Origin of the sequence: Ruminococcus sp. YE282, from assembly GCA_900101355.1 — a bacterium.
Taxonomy (GTDB): domain Bacteria; phylum Bacillota; class Clostridia; order Oscillospirales; family Acutalibacteraceae; genus Ruminococcoides; species Ruminococcoides bromii_A.
Genome location: FMUV01000017.1, coordinates 17,376 through 34,529 on the forward strand (window position 1 = coordinate 17,376; position 17,154 = coordinate 34,529).

Below are 17,154 nucleotides of genomic sequence, written 5' to 3' on the forward strand. Positions count from 1 at the left end.
TATACCTCGAAATTAGTGGTGGAATAATCTTATTCCTGTAAAGCACATTGTCATATTGTACTTATTGCAGGTATCAATTACATTGTCGTCACGAATAGAGCCGCCGGGCTGTGCCACATACTGAACGCCTGAACGTTTTGCACGCTCTATGTTATCGCCAAATGGGAAAAATGCGTCAGAACCGAGAGACACGCCGTTAAATGTTGCAAGCCATTCTTTCTTTTCCTCTTTTGTGAGAGGTTCAGGCTTAGTTTTAAAGAATTGCTGCCATATTCCGTCGGCAAGCACATCTTCATAATCGTCTGAAATATAAACGTCAATTGTATTGTCCCTGTCAGGACGACGAATATCGTCAACAAACGGCAAGCTCATAACCTTCGGATGCTGTCTGAGATACCAAATATCGGCTTTGTTGCCTGCAAGTCTTGTGCAATGGATTCTTGACTGCTGACCTGCACCGACGCCGATAGCCTGTCCGCCCTTTGCGTAGCAAACCGAATTTGACTGTGTATACTTAAGCGTAATCAGAGCAATAAGCAGGTCACGCTTTGCTTCCTCTGTAAGATTCTTATTTTCGGTTACGATGTTTTGCATAAGCATTTCTTCGTCAATTTTGAGCTCGTTTCTTCCCTGCTCAAAAGTAACGCCGAATACATCTTTGTGTTCAATAGGATTCGGAACATAATTCGGGTCAATTTTAACTACGTTGTATGTGCCGCGTCTTTTTGTCTTCAGTACTTCAAGAGCTTCGGGAGTATAGTCAGGAGCAATAATGCCGTCTGAAACCTCACGCTTTAAAAGAAGAGCTGTTTGAACATCACATGTATCCGAAAGCGCAACCCAATCTCCGTATGATGACATTCTGTCAGCGCCACGTGCCATAGCATAAGCTGACGCAATAGGAGAAAGTTCCAAATCATCAACAAAATATATCTTTTTAAGTGTATCAGAAAGCTCAGTGGCTACTGCCGCACCTGCCGGGCTGACGTGCTTAAATGAAGCTGCAGCCGGAAGACCTGTTGCAGTTTTAAGTTCTTTTACAAGCTGCCATGAATTGAATGCGTCAAGAAAATTAATATAACCCGGCTTGCCGTTCAAAACTTCAACAGGGAGGTCTTTTCCGTCCTGCATAAAAATTCTTGACGGTTTCTGATTGGGGTTACAGCCGTATTTTAAAGCGAGTTCGTTCATCTTATCGTCCCTTTCGTATTACTTGTTTTTATTGATTATTCTTGAATCCGAAGTATTTGTTGCTATATCAATATAGCGTACGAACAATGAAACCTTGTTATCCGCATTAAGAGAATTCCAAATTTTCTCTGCAAAGGTATCTATATCATCATTACCGATGTCTACCAATGTAGGTTCACCCTCAAAACTCGGAAGCGGATTTCCGTCTCCCATATATGTATGGATAAATCTTCCCTTTCCTGCAAGCGGTGTATCATAAGAGAATGTGTAACGCTCACAGCAATCGGGATTTCCGTCGGCACTTTTTAAAATAGACATTGCATAATTCATATTTCCGTCGCTGCATTTAACAATGCCGGAAATTCTCGGTGTGTAGTTAGGCTCGTCAGGCTCAAACTGGCGGGTGCGAAGTGATTGCTCAAATGTGAGCTGCTGATTCATAAGGTCATAAATTGTATCAGTCTGGTCACCGTTGGTTACAATAGTTTTGTTACCAAGAGTACGAACAGGTGCATAAATAATCAAAGACGGGTCAACAAGCTTTGACGGGTCAAATGCCTCTGTTTTGATACCGTCTTCAGTTTCTACAAAAACTCTGTTTCTGCTGTTTTCGCTTCTGCCCATAATAAAATAAGCAATTACTGCTTTTTTACCATCCGCACTTTTTCCTATTACAATGCCTCTGCCGGGATAAGTGGTAGATGAAATTTCTTTTTCGAGTGATACTGCTTTCATTGTTACCTCCGATTAATTGAGAATTTCGGTTTTTGAGCCGATTACCTTTATTTTATCATCACAGAATAAAGAAACAGCCTTAGGCAATATTTTCCATTCAGCCTGTTCCATAACTCTTTTCTGCAAAATTTCAGGGGTATCGCCGTTTTTAATTTCAACTGCTTTTTGAATAATAATCGGTCCGCCGTCACATACCTCATTTACAAAATGTGCCGTTGCCCCTGTCACCTTTACACCTCGTGCAAGAGCTGATTCATGTACGTGCAGCCCATAAAACCCCTCGCCGCAAAACGACGGAATAAGCGACGGATGGATATTTATAATGCGGTTTTCAAAAGATTTAATGACGATTTTGCCAAGTATTGTCATAAATCCCGCAAGAACAACCAAATCTGCATTTTTGCTTTTTATTAGATTTGTCAATGCAATATCATAGTCTTCAAAAGCGTCATAATCTTTACGCTTTATAACTGAGGTGTCTATTCCGTTGTTTTTTGCTCTTTCAAGCGCATAGGCGTTTGGATTTGAAGAAATAACACAAGTAATTTTACCGTTTTTTATTTCTCCTCTGTTTTGTGCATCAATAAGTGCCTGTAAGTTTGTTCCTCCGCCCGAAACAAGAACTACGATATTTTTCATTAAGCGAACACTACTCCTTCGTTGCCTTCGATAACTTCACCGAGAACAACTGCATCTTCACCGTTTGCCTTAAGAACTTCGATTGCCTTGTCAACATCTTCTTTGTCAACAGCTGTAATCATTCCGACACCCATATTAAAGGTATTAAACATATCGTGTTCAGAAATATTTCCGACTTTCTGCATAAGTTTAAATATCGGAAGTACCGGAACTGCGGCTTTGTCTATTTTGGCGGTTAGACCGTCTTTTAACATACGCGGAATATTCTCATAAAATCCGCCGCCTGTAATATGAGAAACAGCCTTTACCTCTACTGCATCCATAAGTGCAAGAATAGGCTTTACATATATTTTTGTAGGAGTAAGCAATGTTTCACCAAGAGGCTTGTCAAGTTCGTCGTATGTATTATTTATAGTAGTTTCGTTTATGTCAAAAATCTTTCTTACAAGTGAAAAACCGTTTGAATGTACTCCTGAAGAGCGAAGTCCGATAAGCACATCACCTGATTTAAGCTTTGAGCCGTCAATCATCTTTGGCTTATCAGCAATGCCAACGCAGAATCCTGCAACATCATATTCATCAACAGGCATTAATCCGGGGTGTTCGGCAGTTTCACCGCCGACAAGAGCACAGCCAGACTGGACACAGCCCTCTGCTATTCCGGAAACGATTTCTGCTACTTTTTCAGGAATATTTTTACCGATTGCAATATAGTCAAGGAAAAACAAAGGCTTTGCTCCGCAGCACACAACATCATTAACGCACATTGCAACTGAATCAATTCCGATTGTATCATGCTTATTAAGCAAAAATGCAAGTTTAAGCTTAGTGCCTACGCCGTCAGTACCGCTGACAAGAATCGGTTCTTCCATATCCTTAAAATTCGGCGCAAACAATCCGCCAAATCCTCCGATACCGGAAACAACACCGTCAATTTTAGTGCGGGCAACGTGCTTTTTCATCAGTTCAACTGACTTATAGCCTGCCGTTACGTCAACTCCTGCCGCCTTGTAACTCTCTGAAAAGCTGTTCATTGTAATCCTCCGATTTTTAATTTTTGATTTTTTTTGCGTATTTATCTATAAATATGGTACGTGGAATTTCAGCGTTATAAGAACCACTGAAACAGCCGTCGCACAGACCTATATTCGCATTTTCAGCAATTTTACGAACACTGTCTAAGCTGAGATACCCAAGCGAATCCGCGCCGATATATTTGCATATCTCGTCAACAGACATTTTATTTGCAATCAAATTTTCTTTATCCTGAATATCAATTCCAAAATAACACGGACATACAAAAGGCGGTGAGCTTATAAGCATATGAACCTCCTTGGCGCCTGCGTCACGCATTAGCTTGACAATATGTGCCGAAGTTTTGCCGCGTACAATTGAATCATCAATAATAATTACCCTTTTGCCCTGAACATTTGCTTTCAGTGCAGTAAGTCTGGTTTGCATAAGGCGTTTAATTTTGTTTTTGCCTGTTCCTGCTCCTCGGGGAATAAACTTGTTTTTCATAAAGCCCATTCCAAACGGAATACCCGAGGCAGAAGCATATCCCTCAGCCGCAATTAATCCGGAATCCGGAACACCGCACACAATATCCGCATCTAAAGGATACTCTTTGTAAAGTAATTCTCCCGCCTTAAAGCGTGCCTGATGTACGCTTACGCCGTTAATTACACTGTCGGGACGAGCAACATAAACGTATTCAAACAAGCAAAAAGAGGTCTGTTCAGCAGTAAATCTTGCCTTGTAGCTGTGAAAACCGTCTTCATCTATTACTACCATTTCACCCGGCTCCACGTCACGTACAAATGCTCCTCCAAGACTGTCGATAACACAGCTCTCGGAAGATAAAACGTAGCTGTTTTTAACCTTACCTATGCACAACGGACGAAAACCGTACATATCACGCATTCCGATAAGTCGTGACGGAGCACAAATTACTGTTGAATATGCACCCTTAAGTTTGTCCATAGAACGAAGAACCGCATCTTCAAGATTATCTGTAAGGCAACGTTCCGAGGCTATTACGTACGCCATAAGCTCTGCATTGGAATTTGACTGGAATATCGCGCCGCCACGTTCAAGCTCTGTGCGAATTTCAGGAAAATTGGTTATAGAACCGTTGCTTGCAATTGCAATTGAGCCTTCTTTATATCTGAGTACCAATGGTTGGTTAGAGGCACGGTCGAGCGTGTCACTCGAAGTATATCGAACGTGACCGACAGCGATTTTCCCATTCTTGAGACGTGATAACGCCTTTTCGTTAAAAACTTCGGAAACCATTCCGAGTTCTTTAACCGTTGAAAATTCACCGTTACAATTAACTGTAATTCCGGCACTTTCCTGACCGCGGTGCTGAAGTCCGTAAAGAGCGTCTTGGGTAATTTCAACAACATCCAAATCTTCATCATTACGGTAAATTCCGAAAACTCCACATTCATCAAAAGCCTTATCCTGCTTTGAATCTATGTCAACATAATTCTTAATCAAAGTTCTGCCACCTTAGTCTGCATTACCTTATCCTTTTCGGCAACGCCTTTTTCCATTGTAATTTTCATATCTTCAAGTTTTTGTGAAAGAGTATCATCTGAAAGTGCGAGCATTTCAACTGCAAGTATTGCCGCATTCGCCGCACCGTCAACTGCAACAGTAGCAACCGGAATACCGGTAGGCATCATAACTGTTGCCAAAAGCGCATCCATACCGTCAAGCTGAGCAGACTTGCATGGGATTCCGATTACAGGTAAAGTAGTTTTTGCGGCAAGAACACCAGCAAGATGAGCAGCCATACCTGCTGCGGCAATGATTACACCAAAGCCGTTTTTCTTTGCATTAGCAGAAAACTCAATTGCGGCATCCGGTGTTCTGTGTGCGCTCATTACATGAACCTCATACGGAACATCAAATTCCTTTAATTTTTTGACAGCCTTTGAAACAACAGGAAAGTCACTGTCGGAACCCATTATGATTGCAACCTTTTTCATAATTTACTCCTTTAATGTCATAATTTATTATTTTATATTATATTAAAAAATTTAATTTTTTGCAATACAATAAAAGAATTATTCAAAATTATATATGATTATTTAGTTTATCAGATATTATTCTATAAAAGAAAATCAGCTGAATAATATTCAGCTGAAATTTAAAATTATTGATTTTTCGGTGCAGGCTGCTTTGTAATTATAGGAGAATTATCCTTTTTATCAGATATATCCTCAATTTCGGTCATGTGAGGAAACAAAAAGTTCATCTTATCATCGTTAAAACTTACATCAAGGTAGTTTTCAAAATAATTTGAAGCCGGCACATCGTCAATGCGCTGTTGCCACCTGTAAACTGCGGAAATACTCATAAATGAATCAAATATCATAAATATAATCAGAACGGTGGTGAGAATTGCACCGACTTTTACAGGTATTTTTTCAATCAGTTTTGAAGCAAACGGATACATATAGCGCACCCAAACAAGTCCGAGGAATCCCCAAATCAAAGCATACATAAGATTAGTGCGACCGTCAAGATTCAAAAGAGTGCCGGTGTAATCCCATGATACTGTTCCGAAAACTTCTTCCTGAAACCACGAACAAAAATATTCAAACATTGCGCCGACAACCGCACTGATTATAAATATAAGCGTGTCGCTCAGCTTGTACAGCTTATAGAGAACAATTGTTAAAAAGCATGCGCCGCCGCCGTAGACCGGTATAAATGGCCCGTAAACCATGCCCACACGCATTTCAAATTGTCCGTCTGCACATATTGCCCAGATAGTTTCAAGGACGGTGCCAATAAATGAACCTATTACGAAAAGATAGAAAAGTTTAGTAAAGCAAAATCCGAAGGCAAAAGGTTTTTCTTCCTTGTTATCATATACAAGGGTGTATTCCTTCATATTCTCGTTACGAATTTCATATAACTTGTCAGCAATTTGTTTAACATAGGCTGTTGTTTTCAGCTCAGGAAATGCAGATACAAGTCTGCGTCTTATAATATTGTCGGTAAAAAGTTTATTATAATTGTGCTCAAGTTCTTCAGCCTTGTCCTTTGGTACATCATCTCCGAGGAGTTGTGAGATATTATTTAATTTTCTTATTCTGCGCTTTAATCTTATAGTTGTAACAATTGACAAAGAATAGTCAATGAATATTAATCCGCAAATTGACAGCACAACAATAAGGCTTATATTAAACGGAATTAAATCCAGCACTGTGTTAAGGACAGGGATAATTACTCCGACCAGCAATGTACCGGAAACACCGAGCAACAGTGCATATGGCAAAGTTATATAACTGCCGATACTAAACTTTAAGTCAGAATAATCCCAAGGTTTACAGCCAAGAAGCTTTTCGGTAAATGTGCCGATTACTACCGACAACGCAGATAAAATTATCGCGCTGCCAAAAAGCAGTACAATTTTGTTTGAAACAAACGGTCTTAAAGCAAGATCACAAATAATTGCACTAAAGCCGTACGTAGGACAAAAACAAGAGGTAAGAAAGCCTTTATTATAAAATTTATGCTCTAAAAATAAATTGCGTATTCCATTAAATAACCAACCTAAAAATGAAAAAATAACAAAATACCATAAAATATTTACAAAAAACATCCTACCCTTATCCTTTAACCCACTATATAAAATTAATCAGCCTGTTGTTCATCAGCATTTGATTCTTGAACTCCAACCTGTTGTTGATTATCATCTTTCCAAATCTCTTTGATTGTGGCAACGCTGCCAGCCAAACCCTGAATATCAGACGGAATTATAATCTTTGTAGCCTTGCCGTCTGCTGCTTTTCCGAATGCTTCAAGAGATTTTAGCTGAATAATACGGTCTGTCGGAGCTGCTTCATTGAGCATTCTTAATGCGTCGGCATTAGCTCTCTGTACGGTAAGTATTGCTTCAGCTTCACCCTTTGCCTCGCGGATTTTTTTCTCTTTAACAGCGTCGGCTTCAAGAATTGCAGATTCTTTTAAACCTTCGGCAACAAGTATTCTGCTGCGCTTTTCACCTTCGGCGTCAAGTATCCTTGCACGACGTTCACGCTCTGCTTTCATCTGTTTTTCCATTGCATCCTGAATTTCGCGAGGAGGCAAAATATTTTTAAGCTCAATTCTGATAACCTTAATACCCCATGCGTCCGTGGCCTCATCAAGAATTATTCTGATTTTACCGTTAATAGTATCACGGGATGTCAGGGTGCTGTCGAGTTCCATATCACCGATGATATTACGCAAAGTGGTTGCCGTTAAGTTTTCAATAGCTTCCAACGGTCTCTCAACACCATAAGTATATAGCTTTGGATCTGTAATTTCAAAGTATACAACGGTATCTATTTGCATGGTAACGTTATCTCTTGTAATAACAGGCTGAGGTGGAAAGTCAATAACCTGTTCCTTTAAAGAAACACGCAAAGAAATTCTGTCAATAAACGGAACTTTAATATGAAGTCCTGTTTGCCAAGTTGTGTAATATGTTCCGAATCTTTCTATTACATATGCCTGTGCCTGTGGAACTATCTGCACATTTCTTATTACTACTATTAAAACTAAAATTGCTATTATTGCAAAAATTGCAAATATAATTACTGCCGGCATTACTTTCTCTCCTTACTTATAGGCTCTACAATCAGTTTAACTCCCTCAATTGCAAGCACTTTTATCCTATTGTCTTTTAAAATCGGTGCGAAATCCGAGCGTGCAGACCAAGTTTCTCCCGCAACTTTGACTTGTCCGATACTTTGTTCGTCATCTATATCCGTGACAACTACACCAACCATACCGATAAGCCTGTCGGCATTTGTATTTTGTGCGTTGCCATTATTGCGAAGCTTTTTTACAAGAGGCTTTGTAACAATTAGCGCAATAAAAGAAACTGCAAGAAAAACCGTTGTCTGAATAATTATTGACGGTGTAAAAATAGTTGTAATTGCGGCGCATATAGCACCAAGCACAAACCATATTGAAACAAGCTGCGCAGTAGCCGCTTCACACACAGCCATAACAATCGCAAGACCTATCCATATAAATGGCATAATTTGCATTATATCAAAACTCCTTTCGTGCTTTTATTCTAACATATTAATTAATTGCCGTCAATTTATTTGTAAAATTCACTTAAAATATACACTTTTTATTTATTATGTGTTATAATAAAATAAATATTATATGATAGGTGATTTTATGACTTTAGATACAGAGACTTTTGACGAGGGTATTGCTCCGGGCGGAGTAAGAAGCAAAAGCGAAATTAAAGTTTTGATTTGTTATTTATATAATTCCGTTTCTGATAAGATGAGTAAAGAACTTATATTGGATGCTATTATGCAGGATGAACTTGCCAATTACTTTGAAACAAGTGCTGCTTTTGAAGATTTAATTGCAAACGGCAACCTAAAGGAAAGCGGAAAAATAGACAATGAAGCCGCATATGAGCTTACGGAAAACGGTAAGACCATTGCAAGCCAGCTTGACACAACACTTGCGTATACCGTTAAGGAAAAAGCTTATTTATGTGCTGTTAAGCTTCTTGCAGAAAGAAAAACCGCAAGAGAAAACAAGGTAGATATAGTAAAGAACGAGAACGGATACGATGTTGTGTGCAAAATTTTGGGCGGTGATGTGATACTGTTCTCTTTCACTATCTATGCCCCTGATTATGATCAGGCAAAAATTATAAAGACCAACTTTTTAAGTTATCCCCAAACCGTCTATAAAACCATGCTTGCTCTTATGACAAAGGATAAAGATAATGTCGGAAGCGCACTGGAAGAACTTTACGGTATTCTTTGATAAGCAACCTACTAAACTGTTAAAAGAACAAATTAAGCGTCAGAAGCAAAGTTACTCCGGGCACACCGCCGATAACTGATACAAGCACTGACAATAAACTGACGGGAATATATACTCCTGTTATCCCCGATAAAAGATTTACGCCTGTAAGCGTTGCCGCTCCGATACACATTGATATTAGCGCCCGTTTAAACGGGCGTTTGTTTTTGCTGCAAAAATGAATAATAGAAAATACAATGAACGTAGAAATTATAATAAGTAGAATTCCCCACCAAGGCATATTAACAACTCCGCAAAAAAATTAAACCGTCGGACATCCGACGGTTTAATAATATGCTTGTTTATTATAATTTATTACTTAATCAAAGTATGTTAAAGTGTGCAAGAACATTAAGTGCAATTACGAAAATTACGAATATTGCAGCAAAAACTTTTGTCCAGCGTGCAAGAAACGCATCAATTGAACGTGCCTTATTCTTCGAGAAATATGAATCAGCAGCACCTGTTACAACGCCAAGTCCCTGATCGTTACCTTCCTGAAGTATAATTACAATGATAATTGCAATAGCTACAATTCCGAGCAAAATTCCAAGAATAATTCCCCAAACGCTCATCTGTATCTTCCTTTCATTTATAGATTAACACATAATTTACAATATTTAACTCACTTATAATATCATATAAAATACTAAAATTCAAGTGATTTTAAAAAATAATATTTGCATTTTTGTTTTATTTTGCCACCTAAAACAGTTTAAGTCTTTATTATATCAATGTTAGCTGCTCATCGGAAGCGTCATCGTTTGACGGCAAAGCACCAAACGCCGGCAACGAACGGGTTCTGTACCTCTGAGGTTTTGCGAATGTTCCCTCTTTGTATTCTTCCACATCAAACAAACGCTGACCTTTTTTTAATTTCATAACAGCAACGCCCTGTGTTGAACGTGTCGATTTAAGTGACAGAACGCCTGTGTGCACGAGCAACATACGAGCAGAAGATGACTTGAACAAAACTTCTTTATCTTCTTTAAGCAACAACATTCCTGCAAGCGGGGATTTATCGGAATAAGCTCCTGTAAGCTTCTTTCGGTTAGTCTTGGTTGCATAAGCCTCAAGAGGAACTTTTGCGACTTTTCCGTTTTCAAAGGCAAACAGAAGAACGCCCTTGTAGTCCTTTGTCGCAACCATATAAACTACGTTCTCTCCCTCATCCATAGACAATTTTGCTGCAACATAATCTCCAAGCACGCTCGCTTTGGTATCTGAAAAATCAGAAGCTTTGGCTTTGTAAACCTGACTTTTATCACTGAAAAACAGCAAATCACAATTGTTGGAAAATTCGATGGTCTGAGTTATTTCATCGCCCTCTTTTAGCTTTTGAGCACCGCTCATACGCAAGGACTGAGGAGTGATTTTTTTGAAATAGCCCTCCTTGGTAAAGAAAAATGTTACCGGATAATCCGGAATTTCCTGAATTTCTTCTTCATACTTAGAAGTATCGTTATAAATAATTATACTCTTTCGAGGCTGACCGTATTTTTCCGCAACTTCTTTAAGTTCTTTAACGATAATCGTTTTGATTCTCGACTTGCTTTTAAAAATTTCGTCCAAATCGGCAATCTCTTTTTCAAGATTTTCAATATCTTTGGTGCGTTTTAAAATATACTCGCGATTCAAATGTCTGAGCTTAATCTCAGCAACATATTCCGCCTGGATTTTGTCAATACCAAAGCCAATCATGAGGTTAGGAACAACCTCAACTTCCTCATCTGTTTCACGAATAATTTTTATTGCTTTATCAATATCAAGCAATATTTTTGCAAGACCGTTAAGCAAATGCAATTTTTCTGCTTTTTTGGTTCTGTCAAAGTATGTTCTGCGTTTAACGCACTCTATACGAAATGCTATCCATTCTTCAAGCAAGGCTTTTACGCCCAAAACTTTTGGCACTCCGTTTATAAGCACATTAAAATTACAAGAATACGAGTCTTCAAGCGTTGTAAACTTAAACAGCTTAGCCATAAGTTTATCAGGATCTACGCCACGCTTCAAGTCAATTGTAATTTTAAGTCCGTCGATACCTGTTTCATCACGGATATCTGAAATTTCTTTGATTTTCCCCTGCTTAACAAGTTCAATTATTTTCTCAATAATCACTTCACAGGTTGTGGAACTTGGAATCGCAAGTATGTCGATGCAGTTTGCGGAACTGTCATATTCATACTTTGCTCTAAGCTTTATACTTCCCTTGCCTGTTTCATAAACCTGATTTATTACTTTTTCATCGTAAATAATCTGACAGCCGCCTATAAAATCAGGTGCGGGAAGAGTTGATTTTATGTCATGCTCCGGATCACGAATCAGCGCAGCCGTGGTTTCGCAAATTTCTTTTAAATTAAATGAGCAAATATTTGAAGCCATACCTACGGCTATACCGGTGTTTGCATTGACAAGAACCGACGGAAAAGCAACAGGCAGCAATGTAGGTTCTTTCATTGTATTGTCGTAATTGTCAACAAAATCTACTGTATCCTTGTCAATATCCCGAAAAAGTTCATTGCAAATCGGTGCAAGCTTTGCTTCGGTATATCTCGAAGCAGCCCAAGCCATATCACGGCTGTAAAACTTACCAAAATTACCCTTTGAATCAACGTATGGATGCAAAAGAGCTTCATATCCTCTTGATAAACGCACCATAGTATCATAAATTGCAGAATCACCGTGGGGGTTTAATTTCATTGTTGCTCCGACAATGTTTGCGGATTTTGTGCGTCCTCCGGTCAAGAGTCCCATTTTATACATTGTATAAAGCAATTTGCGGTGAGACGGCTTAAATCCGTCAATTTCAGGAATTGCACGTGACAAAATTACGCTCATTGCGTAGGGCATAAAGTTTTCACGAATTGTGGAAACTATGGGCTGTTCGACTATATCTCCGGCTCCGTTAATGACTCCGTGAGTTTTAGCAGATTTTGGAGATTTGGATGTATTTCTTCTTTTTGCCAATATCTTCCGCCTCCGATCAACTTACATCAAGATTATCTATATATTCGCTGCCATGTTCAACAATATAATCCTTTCTTCCCTGCATATTATCGCCGAGAAGAATATCAAAAATCCTTACAGTCTGCTCCATATCATCAGGCATTACCTTTATCAGACGACGTGTGCTTGGATTCATTGTTGTAAGATTCATCATATCAGGTTCGTTTTCGCCAAGACCTTTTGAACGCTGAATGGTAAACTTTTCTTTTCCTATCTGCTCAATAAATTTATCTTTTTCAGCCTCGTCATATGCAAAATAAACATCGTTTTTTGAAGTTATTTCATACAACGGAGACTCGGCAATGAACACCTTTCCGGCTTCAATAAGAGTCGGAGTCAGGCGGTAAATCATTGTGAGCAGCATTGTACGGATATGGAAGCCGTCAACATCGGCATCAGTACATAAAATAATTTTATTCCAGCGCAGCAGGTTCATATCAAAGCTTGAGAGGTTTTTGTTTGCCTTTGATTTAACTTCAACTCCGCAGCCAAGTACCTTAAGCAGATCAGTGATTATTTCACTTTTGAATATTTTGTCATAATCCGCTTTAAGACAATTAAGAATTTTTCCGCGGATAGGCATAATAGCCTGAAAATCAGGGTCGCGCGCCTGCTTACATGCACCGAGAGCAGAGTCGCCCTCTACAATAAACAGCTCACGACGTTCCACATCTTTGCTTCGGCAATCAACAAACTTGGCGACACGATCTGCCATTCCAAGGTTGCCCGAAAGCTTTTTCTTTATGTTAAGTCTGGTTTTTTCAGCATTTTCACGGCTTCTTTTATTTACAAGCACCTGTTCGGCTATCTTTTCAGCCTCAAGCGGATTTTCTATAAAATAGATTTCAAGACTTTGGCGCAAAAATGCTGTCATGGCATCTTGGATACCCTTATTGGTAACGGCCTTTTTAGTTTGGTTTTCATATGAAGAAACGCTTGAAAATGATGATATAACACATACAAGGCAATCCTCAACATCATCAAACTTAATTTTGCTTTCGGTCTTGTTATATTTATTATTCTGCTTTAAGTAACTGTCAATCTGATATACAAAAGCGTTTCTAACCGCTTTGTCAGGTGCACCGCCGTGTTCAAGCCAACTTGAATTGTGGTAATATTCCGTCAGGCTAACCTTATTTGAAAAGGCAACGGCTATGTCCATTTTGCATTTATATTCGGGTTTATCGTCACGGTCACGGGTTTTAACCTCGGTTGACCAATGCTGGACAGATGTTAAACCGTCTTCTCCGATAACTTCGGCAACATGGTCAACTATGCCGTTAACATAGTTAAATGTAGAGGTGTCAAACGCCTTTCCGTTCTGATTTTTAAAGCAAAACTCAACGCCGGCATTTACAATAGCCTGGCGTTTCATTATATCAATAAAATATTCCGGTTGTATATCAATATCGGTAAAAACCTCAAGGTCAGGCTTCCAGGTGATTTTTGTACCCGTATCCTTTTTTGAATATGGTTCTTTTTTCAGTCCGCCGATATTCTCGCCCTTTTCAAAGTGAAGAGTATAGCGGTAACCGTCACGTCGAATATCAACATCCATATATTCTGAGCTGTACTGGGTTGAACAAAGTCCGAGTCCGTTCATACCAAGCGAAAATTCATAACTTTCGCCCTCATTATTATTGTATTTACCGCCTGCATACATCTCACAAAAAACAAGTTCCCAGTTGTAACGCTGCTCTTTTTCGTTAAAATCAACCGGTATTCCTCGTCCGTGGTCTTCTACTTCAATTGAGCCGTCGGAAAATCTGGTTACAGATATTTTTTTACCATATCCCTCACGTGCCTCATCAATTGAGTTTGAAAGAATCTCAAACACCGAGTGTTCGCATCCGTCAATACCGTCGGAACCGAATATTACCGCAGGCCTTTTACGTACACGGTCGGCGCCTTTTAGAGTTGTTATGCTGGAATTGTCGTATTCGTTTTGTTTTTTTCTTGGCATATGTTTTTCCTTCGATTTATTCAATAATACAATTAGATTACATTTAGAGTCAACTGCAAATTTAAGCAGTCAATTATACATCAATAATTATAAGTTTAAAATATTCTATTTATCGCCACGTAATTTTTTTATCTTGTCACGCAGATAAGCAGCGTGCTCAAATTCAAGCAATTTGGCCGCAGCCTTCATTTCTTTTGTAAGGCTGTCTATCAGCTGGAGTTTTTGAGCTTTGGTAAGCTGTTTTGTATACTTAAAGTCACTGTCTTTATGAGAAGAAATCTCCAGAACCTCGCTGACTTTTTTAACTATTGTCTTAGGAACAATTCCGTGTTCCTCGTTGTATTTTTGCTGAATTTCACGGCGGCGATTCGTCTCGGTAATTGCAACACGCATCGAATCCGTTACGCTGTCCGCATACATTATTACCGTGCCCTCGCTGTTTCGGGCGGCACGACCGATTATCTGAATAAGCGAACGTGTACTGCGCAAAAATCCCTCTTTGTCTGCGTCAAGCACGGCAACAAGCGATACTTCCGGAATGTCAAGTCCTTCTCTCAAAAGATTTATTCCGACAAGCACGTCGAAATTTCCAAGTCTAAGGTCACGCACTATCTCCATTCGCTCTACGGTATCAATATCGTGATGCATATAACGCACCTTAATTCCCATTGTATCAAGATATGCGGTTAAATCCTCAGCCATTTTTTTTGTAAGAGTAGTGACAAGTGTTCGCTGCTTTTTGGCGGTACGCACATTTATTTCAGACACCAAATCGTCAAGCTGTCCCTCAGTCGGTCTTACGGAAATTTCGGGGTCAAGAAGTCCGGTCGGTCTTATAATTTGTTCGGCAACGACCTTACTCTTTTCAAGCTCCAAGTCACCGGGAGTAGCGCTGACAAACACAGCCTGATTTATTCTCTCGTAAAACTCATCAAAGTTAAGAGGTCTGTTGTCATATGCAGACGGCAGACGAAATCCAAAATCGACGAGGCTCTTTTTTCTTGCATGGTCACCGGCATACATTCCTCTGACCTGAGGCAGGGTAACGTGGGACTCATCCACAAATAAGAGAAAATCCTTGGGGAAATAATCAAGAAGCGTAAACGGTGCAGAACCGGGTTCTCTGCCCGATAAAATTCTGGAATAATTTTCAATTCCTGTGCAAAATCCTATTTCCTGAAGCATTTCCATATCATAATGGGTTCGCTGTTCAATGCGCTGAGCTTCAAGAAGCTTTCCGTTTGAACGAAAATACTCAAGCCGCTCCTGAAGTTCTTTTTCAATTTGCGCAAGTGCTACCTGCATTTTATCACGTGAAACTATATAATGAGAAGCAGGATAAATTGCCGCATGCTTAAGCAAGGCTTTTAATTCACCCGTAAGAGGGTTTATCTCAGAGATTCTGTCAATTTCATCTCCGAAAAACTCAACCCTTATTATTGAGTCATTTGACGCAGCCGGAAATATTTCCACCACATCTCCTCGTACCCTGAACTTATTACGAATAAAGTTGACGTCATTGCGCTCGTATTGAAGCTCAACAAGCTTTTTTACAAGCTCATCTCTGCTTTTTTCCATACCAGGGCGAAGAGAAATCACCATATTTCGGTAATCAATCGGGTCACCAAGGCTGTATATGCATGAAACCGAGGCAACTATTATTACATCTCTGCGCTCAGACAACGCAAGTGTTGCAGAATGTCGGAGTTTATCAATTTCATCATTTATCGAGCTGTCTTTTTCAATATAGGTATCAGTTTGGGCTACATACGCCTCAGGCTGATAGTAATCATAATAAGATACGAAATATTCTACGGCATTATCCGGAAAAAGCTCCTTAAACTCAGAGCAAAGCTGAGCGGCAAGAGTTTTGTTGTGGGCAAGCACAAGCGTTGGGCGCTGAACACGCTCAATAACGTTTGCCATTGTAAAGGTTTTGCCCGAACCGGTTACGCCTAAAAGCGTAGTTTCTTTGTTGCCGTCGTTCAAACTTTCAACTATTTTATCAATTGCCTGTGGCTGGTCGCCGGTAGGCTTATATTTTGAATGAATTTTAAACTGCATAAGTCAATTCAGTCCATATAAAATATTTTTCCCGCATAGGAGCTTTCTCTTAACGAAACATAATCCTCATCGGTTATGATGTAATGGTCTATTAAATTAACCCCCACACCGCGTAAGGTTGTAAATATGATATGAGTGGTTTCAATGTCTCCCGAAGACGGGAGTGAAGAACCGCTTGGGTGATTATGAGCAATAAAGGCAGTCTTGGCATTATGACGAAGTGCCAAATCGACAATTTTGCGTATTGGCAATTCGGTAGAATTGATAGAGCCTTTGGAAACAATATCAAAATATATCATTTTTCCTTTTGCGTCTCCAAGGATTAAAGCAACCGCTTCGCTTGTTCTGCCGATAAATTTAGCCTTAAACTTATCTCCAAGCGTATCAGGATCAATAATATAATCATTTGATAATTTAGACTCGTTATACAAACGAGACATTTCGGGAAGCATTTTAAGGTATACCGCAGCTGACCACGAAAGTCCGAAATCTTTTATCAATTCATCAATCGGCGCATCGCAAACTCCGCCTATTGTCAGGTATCTGTCAAGAAGCCTGTGTGCAAGAAGATTGGTATCCTTGCGGGGAATTGCATAAAAAAGATACATTTCAAGCGCTTCGTGAGGCTCAAATATATCAAAGCCGTTTTCGACGAACTTGTTTTTCAGTCTCTTTCTGTGACCGCTGTGTTCATTACCGTTTGACTGAGCCAT

Annotated in this window: 16 protein-coding genes; 1 reads left to right on the forward strand and 15 read right to left on the reverse strand. The window is 39.4% G+C overall.

Features of this window, described 5'->3' with window-relative positions; all coding sequences use genetic code 11:
* Window positions 1-12: 12 nt before the first annotated feature.
* From BLP46_RS07045 to BLP46_RS07085, 9 genes are all read right to left on the reverse strand, one after another.
* Window positions 13-1,191 (reverse strand): phosphoribosylaminoimidazolecarboxamide formyltransferase, encoded by a 1,179-nt coding sequence (locus BLP46_RS07045; protein WP_092977624.1) that lies wholly within the window; start codon window positions 1,189-1,191, stop codon window positions 13-15.
* A gap of 18 nt (window positions 1,192-1,209) precedes the next feature.
* Window positions 1,210-1,926, reverse strand: coding sequence for an IMP cyclohydrolase (locus BLP46_RS07050; protein ID WP_092977626.1), 717 nt, complete (start codon window positions 1,924-1,926; stop codon window positions 1,210-1,212).
* 12 nt (window positions 1,927-1,938) lie between these two features.
* Entirely contained in the window at window positions 1,939-2,565 is a 627-nt protein-coding gene (gene purN, locus BLP46_RS07055; RefSeq protein ID WP_092977628.1) for a phosphoribosylglycinamide formyltransferase, read from the reverse strand.
* Window positions 2,565-3,599: a phosphoribosylformylglycinamidine cyclo-ligase gene (purM, locus tag BLP46_RS07060; RefSeq protein WP_092977630.1), complete on the reverse strand. Its 1,035-nt coding sequence runs from the start codon at window positions 3,597-3,599 to the stop codon at window positions 2,565-2,567. The genes purN and purM overlap by 1 nt, the downstream gene beginning before the upstream one ends.
* Window positions 3,600-3,615: 16 nt before the next feature.
* Complete coding sequence (purF, locus tag BLP46_RS07065; RefSeq protein ID WP_092977632.1) at window positions 3,616-5,067, reverse strand: amidophosphoribosyltransferase; 1,452 nt, start codon at window positions 5,065-5,067, stop codon at window positions 3,616-3,618.
* Window positions 5,064-5,561 carry a 5-(carboxyamino)imidazole ribonucleotide mutase gene (purE, locus tag BLP46_RS07070; RefSeq protein WP_092977634.1) on the reverse strand — a complete coding sequence of 166 codons (498 nt, stop codon included), beginning with the start codon at window positions 5,559-5,561 and terminating at the stop codon, window positions 5,064-5,066. The genes purF and purE overlap by 4 nt, the downstream gene beginning before the upstream one ends.
* A 167-nt stretch (window positions 5,562-5,728) precedes the next feature.
* Window positions 5,729-7,186, reverse strand: coding sequence for a putative ABC transporter permease (locus tag BLP46_RS07075; protein WP_092977636.1), 1,458 nt, complete (start codon window positions 7,184-7,186; stop codon window positions 5,729-5,731).
* A 32-nt stretch (window positions 7,187-7,218) separates the two neighbouring features.
* The gene (locus tag BLP46_RS07080) at window positions 7,219-8,175 is read right to left on the reverse strand and encodes an SPFH domain-containing protein (protein ID WP_092977638.1); all 957 of its coding nucleotides are present in this window, start codon (window positions 8,173-8,175) and stop codon (window positions 7,219-7,221) included.
* On the reverse strand, window positions 8,175-8,621 hold the full coding sequence (locus tag BLP46_RS07085; RefSeq protein ID WP_092977640.1) for an NfeD family protein: 447 nt from the start codon (window positions 8,619-8,621) through the stop codon (window positions 8,175-8,177). The genes BLP46_RS07080 and BLP46_RS07085 overlap by 1 nt, the downstream gene beginning before the upstream one ends.
* 139 nt (window positions 8,622-8,760) lie before the next feature.
* Between BLP46_RS07085 and BLP46_RS07090 the strand changes: the two genes are divergently transcribed.
* Window positions 8,761-9,369, forward strand: a complete 609-nt coding sequence (locus tag BLP46_RS07090) for a DUF4364 family protein (protein ID WP_167669205.1) — start codon at window positions 8,761-8,763, stop codon at window positions 9,367-9,369.
* A gap of 19 nt (window positions 9,370-9,388) precedes the next feature.
* Here the strand turns inward: BLP46_RS07090 and BLP46_RS07095 are convergent, their stop codons facing one another.
* The 6 genes from BLP46_RS07095 to BLP46_RS07120 all read right to left on the reverse strand — a co-directional run bounded on the left by BLP46_RS07095 (window position 9,389) and on the right by BLP46_RS07120 (window position 17,154).
* Complete coding sequence (locus BLP46_RS07095; protein ID WP_092977644.1) at window positions 9,389-9,649, reverse strand: pro-sigmaK processing inhibitor BofA family protein; 261 nt, start codon at window positions 9,647-9,649, stop codon at window positions 9,389-9,391.
* Window positions 9,650-9,731: 82 nt separating this feature from the next.
* On the reverse strand, window positions 9,732-9,983 hold the full coding sequence (secG, locus tag BLP46_RS07100; RefSeq protein ID WP_092977646.1) for a preprotein translocase subunit SecG: 252 nt from the start codon (window positions 9,981-9,983) through the stop codon (window positions 9,732-9,734).
* A 151-nt stretch (window positions 9,984-10,134) separates the two neighbouring features.
* A complete protein-coding gene (locus tag BLP46_RS07105) occupies window positions 10,135-12,375 on the reverse strand; it encodes a DNA gyrase subunit A (protein WP_092977648.1) in 2,241 nt (746 codons plus the stop codon).
* A 16-nt stretch (window positions 12,376-12,391) separates the two neighbouring features.
* Window positions 12,392-14,377 carry a DNA gyrase/topoisomerase IV subunit B gene (locus tag BLP46_RS07110; RefSeq protein ID WP_092977650.1) on the reverse strand — a complete coding sequence of 662 codons (1,986 nt, stop codon included), beginning with the start codon at window positions 14,375-14,377 and terminating at the stop codon, window positions 12,392-12,394.
* A 105-nt stretch (window positions 14,378-14,482) separates the two neighbouring features.
* Window positions 14,483-16,441: an excinuclease ABC subunit UvrB gene (gene uvrB, locus BLP46_RS07115; RefSeq protein WP_092977652.1), complete on the reverse strand. Its 1,959-nt coding sequence runs from the start codon at window positions 16,439-16,441 to the stop codon at window positions 14,483-14,485.
* Window positions 16,442-16,449: 8 nt separating this feature from the next.
* A complete protein-coding gene (locus BLP46_RS07120) occupies window positions 16,450-17,154 on the reverse strand; it encodes a JAB domain-containing protein (protein WP_092977654.1) in 705 nt (234 codons plus the stop codon).

Bases quoted from the DNA above. Each gene is read 5' to 3' on its own strand.
- BLP46_RS07045 (WP_092977624.1), bottom strand. From the start codon at position 1,191: ATGAACGAACTCGCTTTAAAATACGGCTGTAACCCCAATCAGAAACCG.
- BLP46_RS07050 (WP_092977626.1), bottom strand. From the start codon at position 1,926: ATGAAAGCAGTATCACTCGAAAAAGAAATTTCATCTACCACTTATCCC.
- purN (WP_092977628.1), bottom strand. From the start codon at position 2,565: ATGAAAAATATCGTAGTTCTTGTTTCGGGCGGAGGAACAAACTTACAG.
- purM (WP_092977630.1), bottom strand. From the start codon at position 3,599: ATGAACAGCTTTTCAGAGAGTTACAAGGCGGCAGGAGTTGACGTAACG.
- purE (WP_092977634.1), bottom strand. From the start codon at position 5,561: ATGAAAAAGGTTGCAATCATAATGGGTTCCGACAGTGACTTTCCTGTT.
- BLP46_RS07075 (WP_092977636.1), bottom strand. From the start codon at position 7,186: ATGTTTTTTGTAAATATTTTATGGTATTTTGTTATTTTTTCATTTTTA.
- BLP46_RS07080 (WP_092977638.1), bottom strand. From the start codon at position 8,175: ATGCCGGCAGTAATTATATTTGCAATTTTTGCAATAATAGCAATTTTA.
- BLP46_RS07085 (WP_092977640.1), bottom strand. From the start codon at position 8,621: ATGCAAATTATGCCATTTATATGGATAGGTCTTGCGATTGTTATGGCT.
- BLP46_RS07090 (WP_167669205.1), top strand. From the start codon at position 8,761: ATGACTTTAGATACAGAGACTTTTGACGAGGGTATTGCTCCGGGCGGA.
- BLP46_RS07095 (WP_092977644.1), bottom strand. From the start codon at position 9,649: ATGCCTTGGTGGGGAATTCTACTTATTATAATTTCTACGTTCATTGTA.
- secG (WP_092977646.1), bottom strand. From the start codon at position 9,983: ATGAGCGTTTGGGGAATTATTCTTGGAATTTTGCTCGGAATTGTAGCT.
- BLP46_RS07110 (WP_092977650.1), bottom strand. From the start codon at position 14,377: ATGCCAAGAAAAAAACAAAACGAATACGACAATTCCAGCATAACAACT.
- uvrB (WP_092977652.1), bottom strand. From the start codon at position 16,441: ATGCAGTTTAAAATTCATTCAAAATATAAGCCTACCGGCGACCAGCCA.
- BLP46_RS07120 (WP_092977654.1), bottom strand. From the start codon at position 17,154: ATGGCTCAGTCAAACGGTAATGAACACAGCGGTCACAGAAAGAGACTG.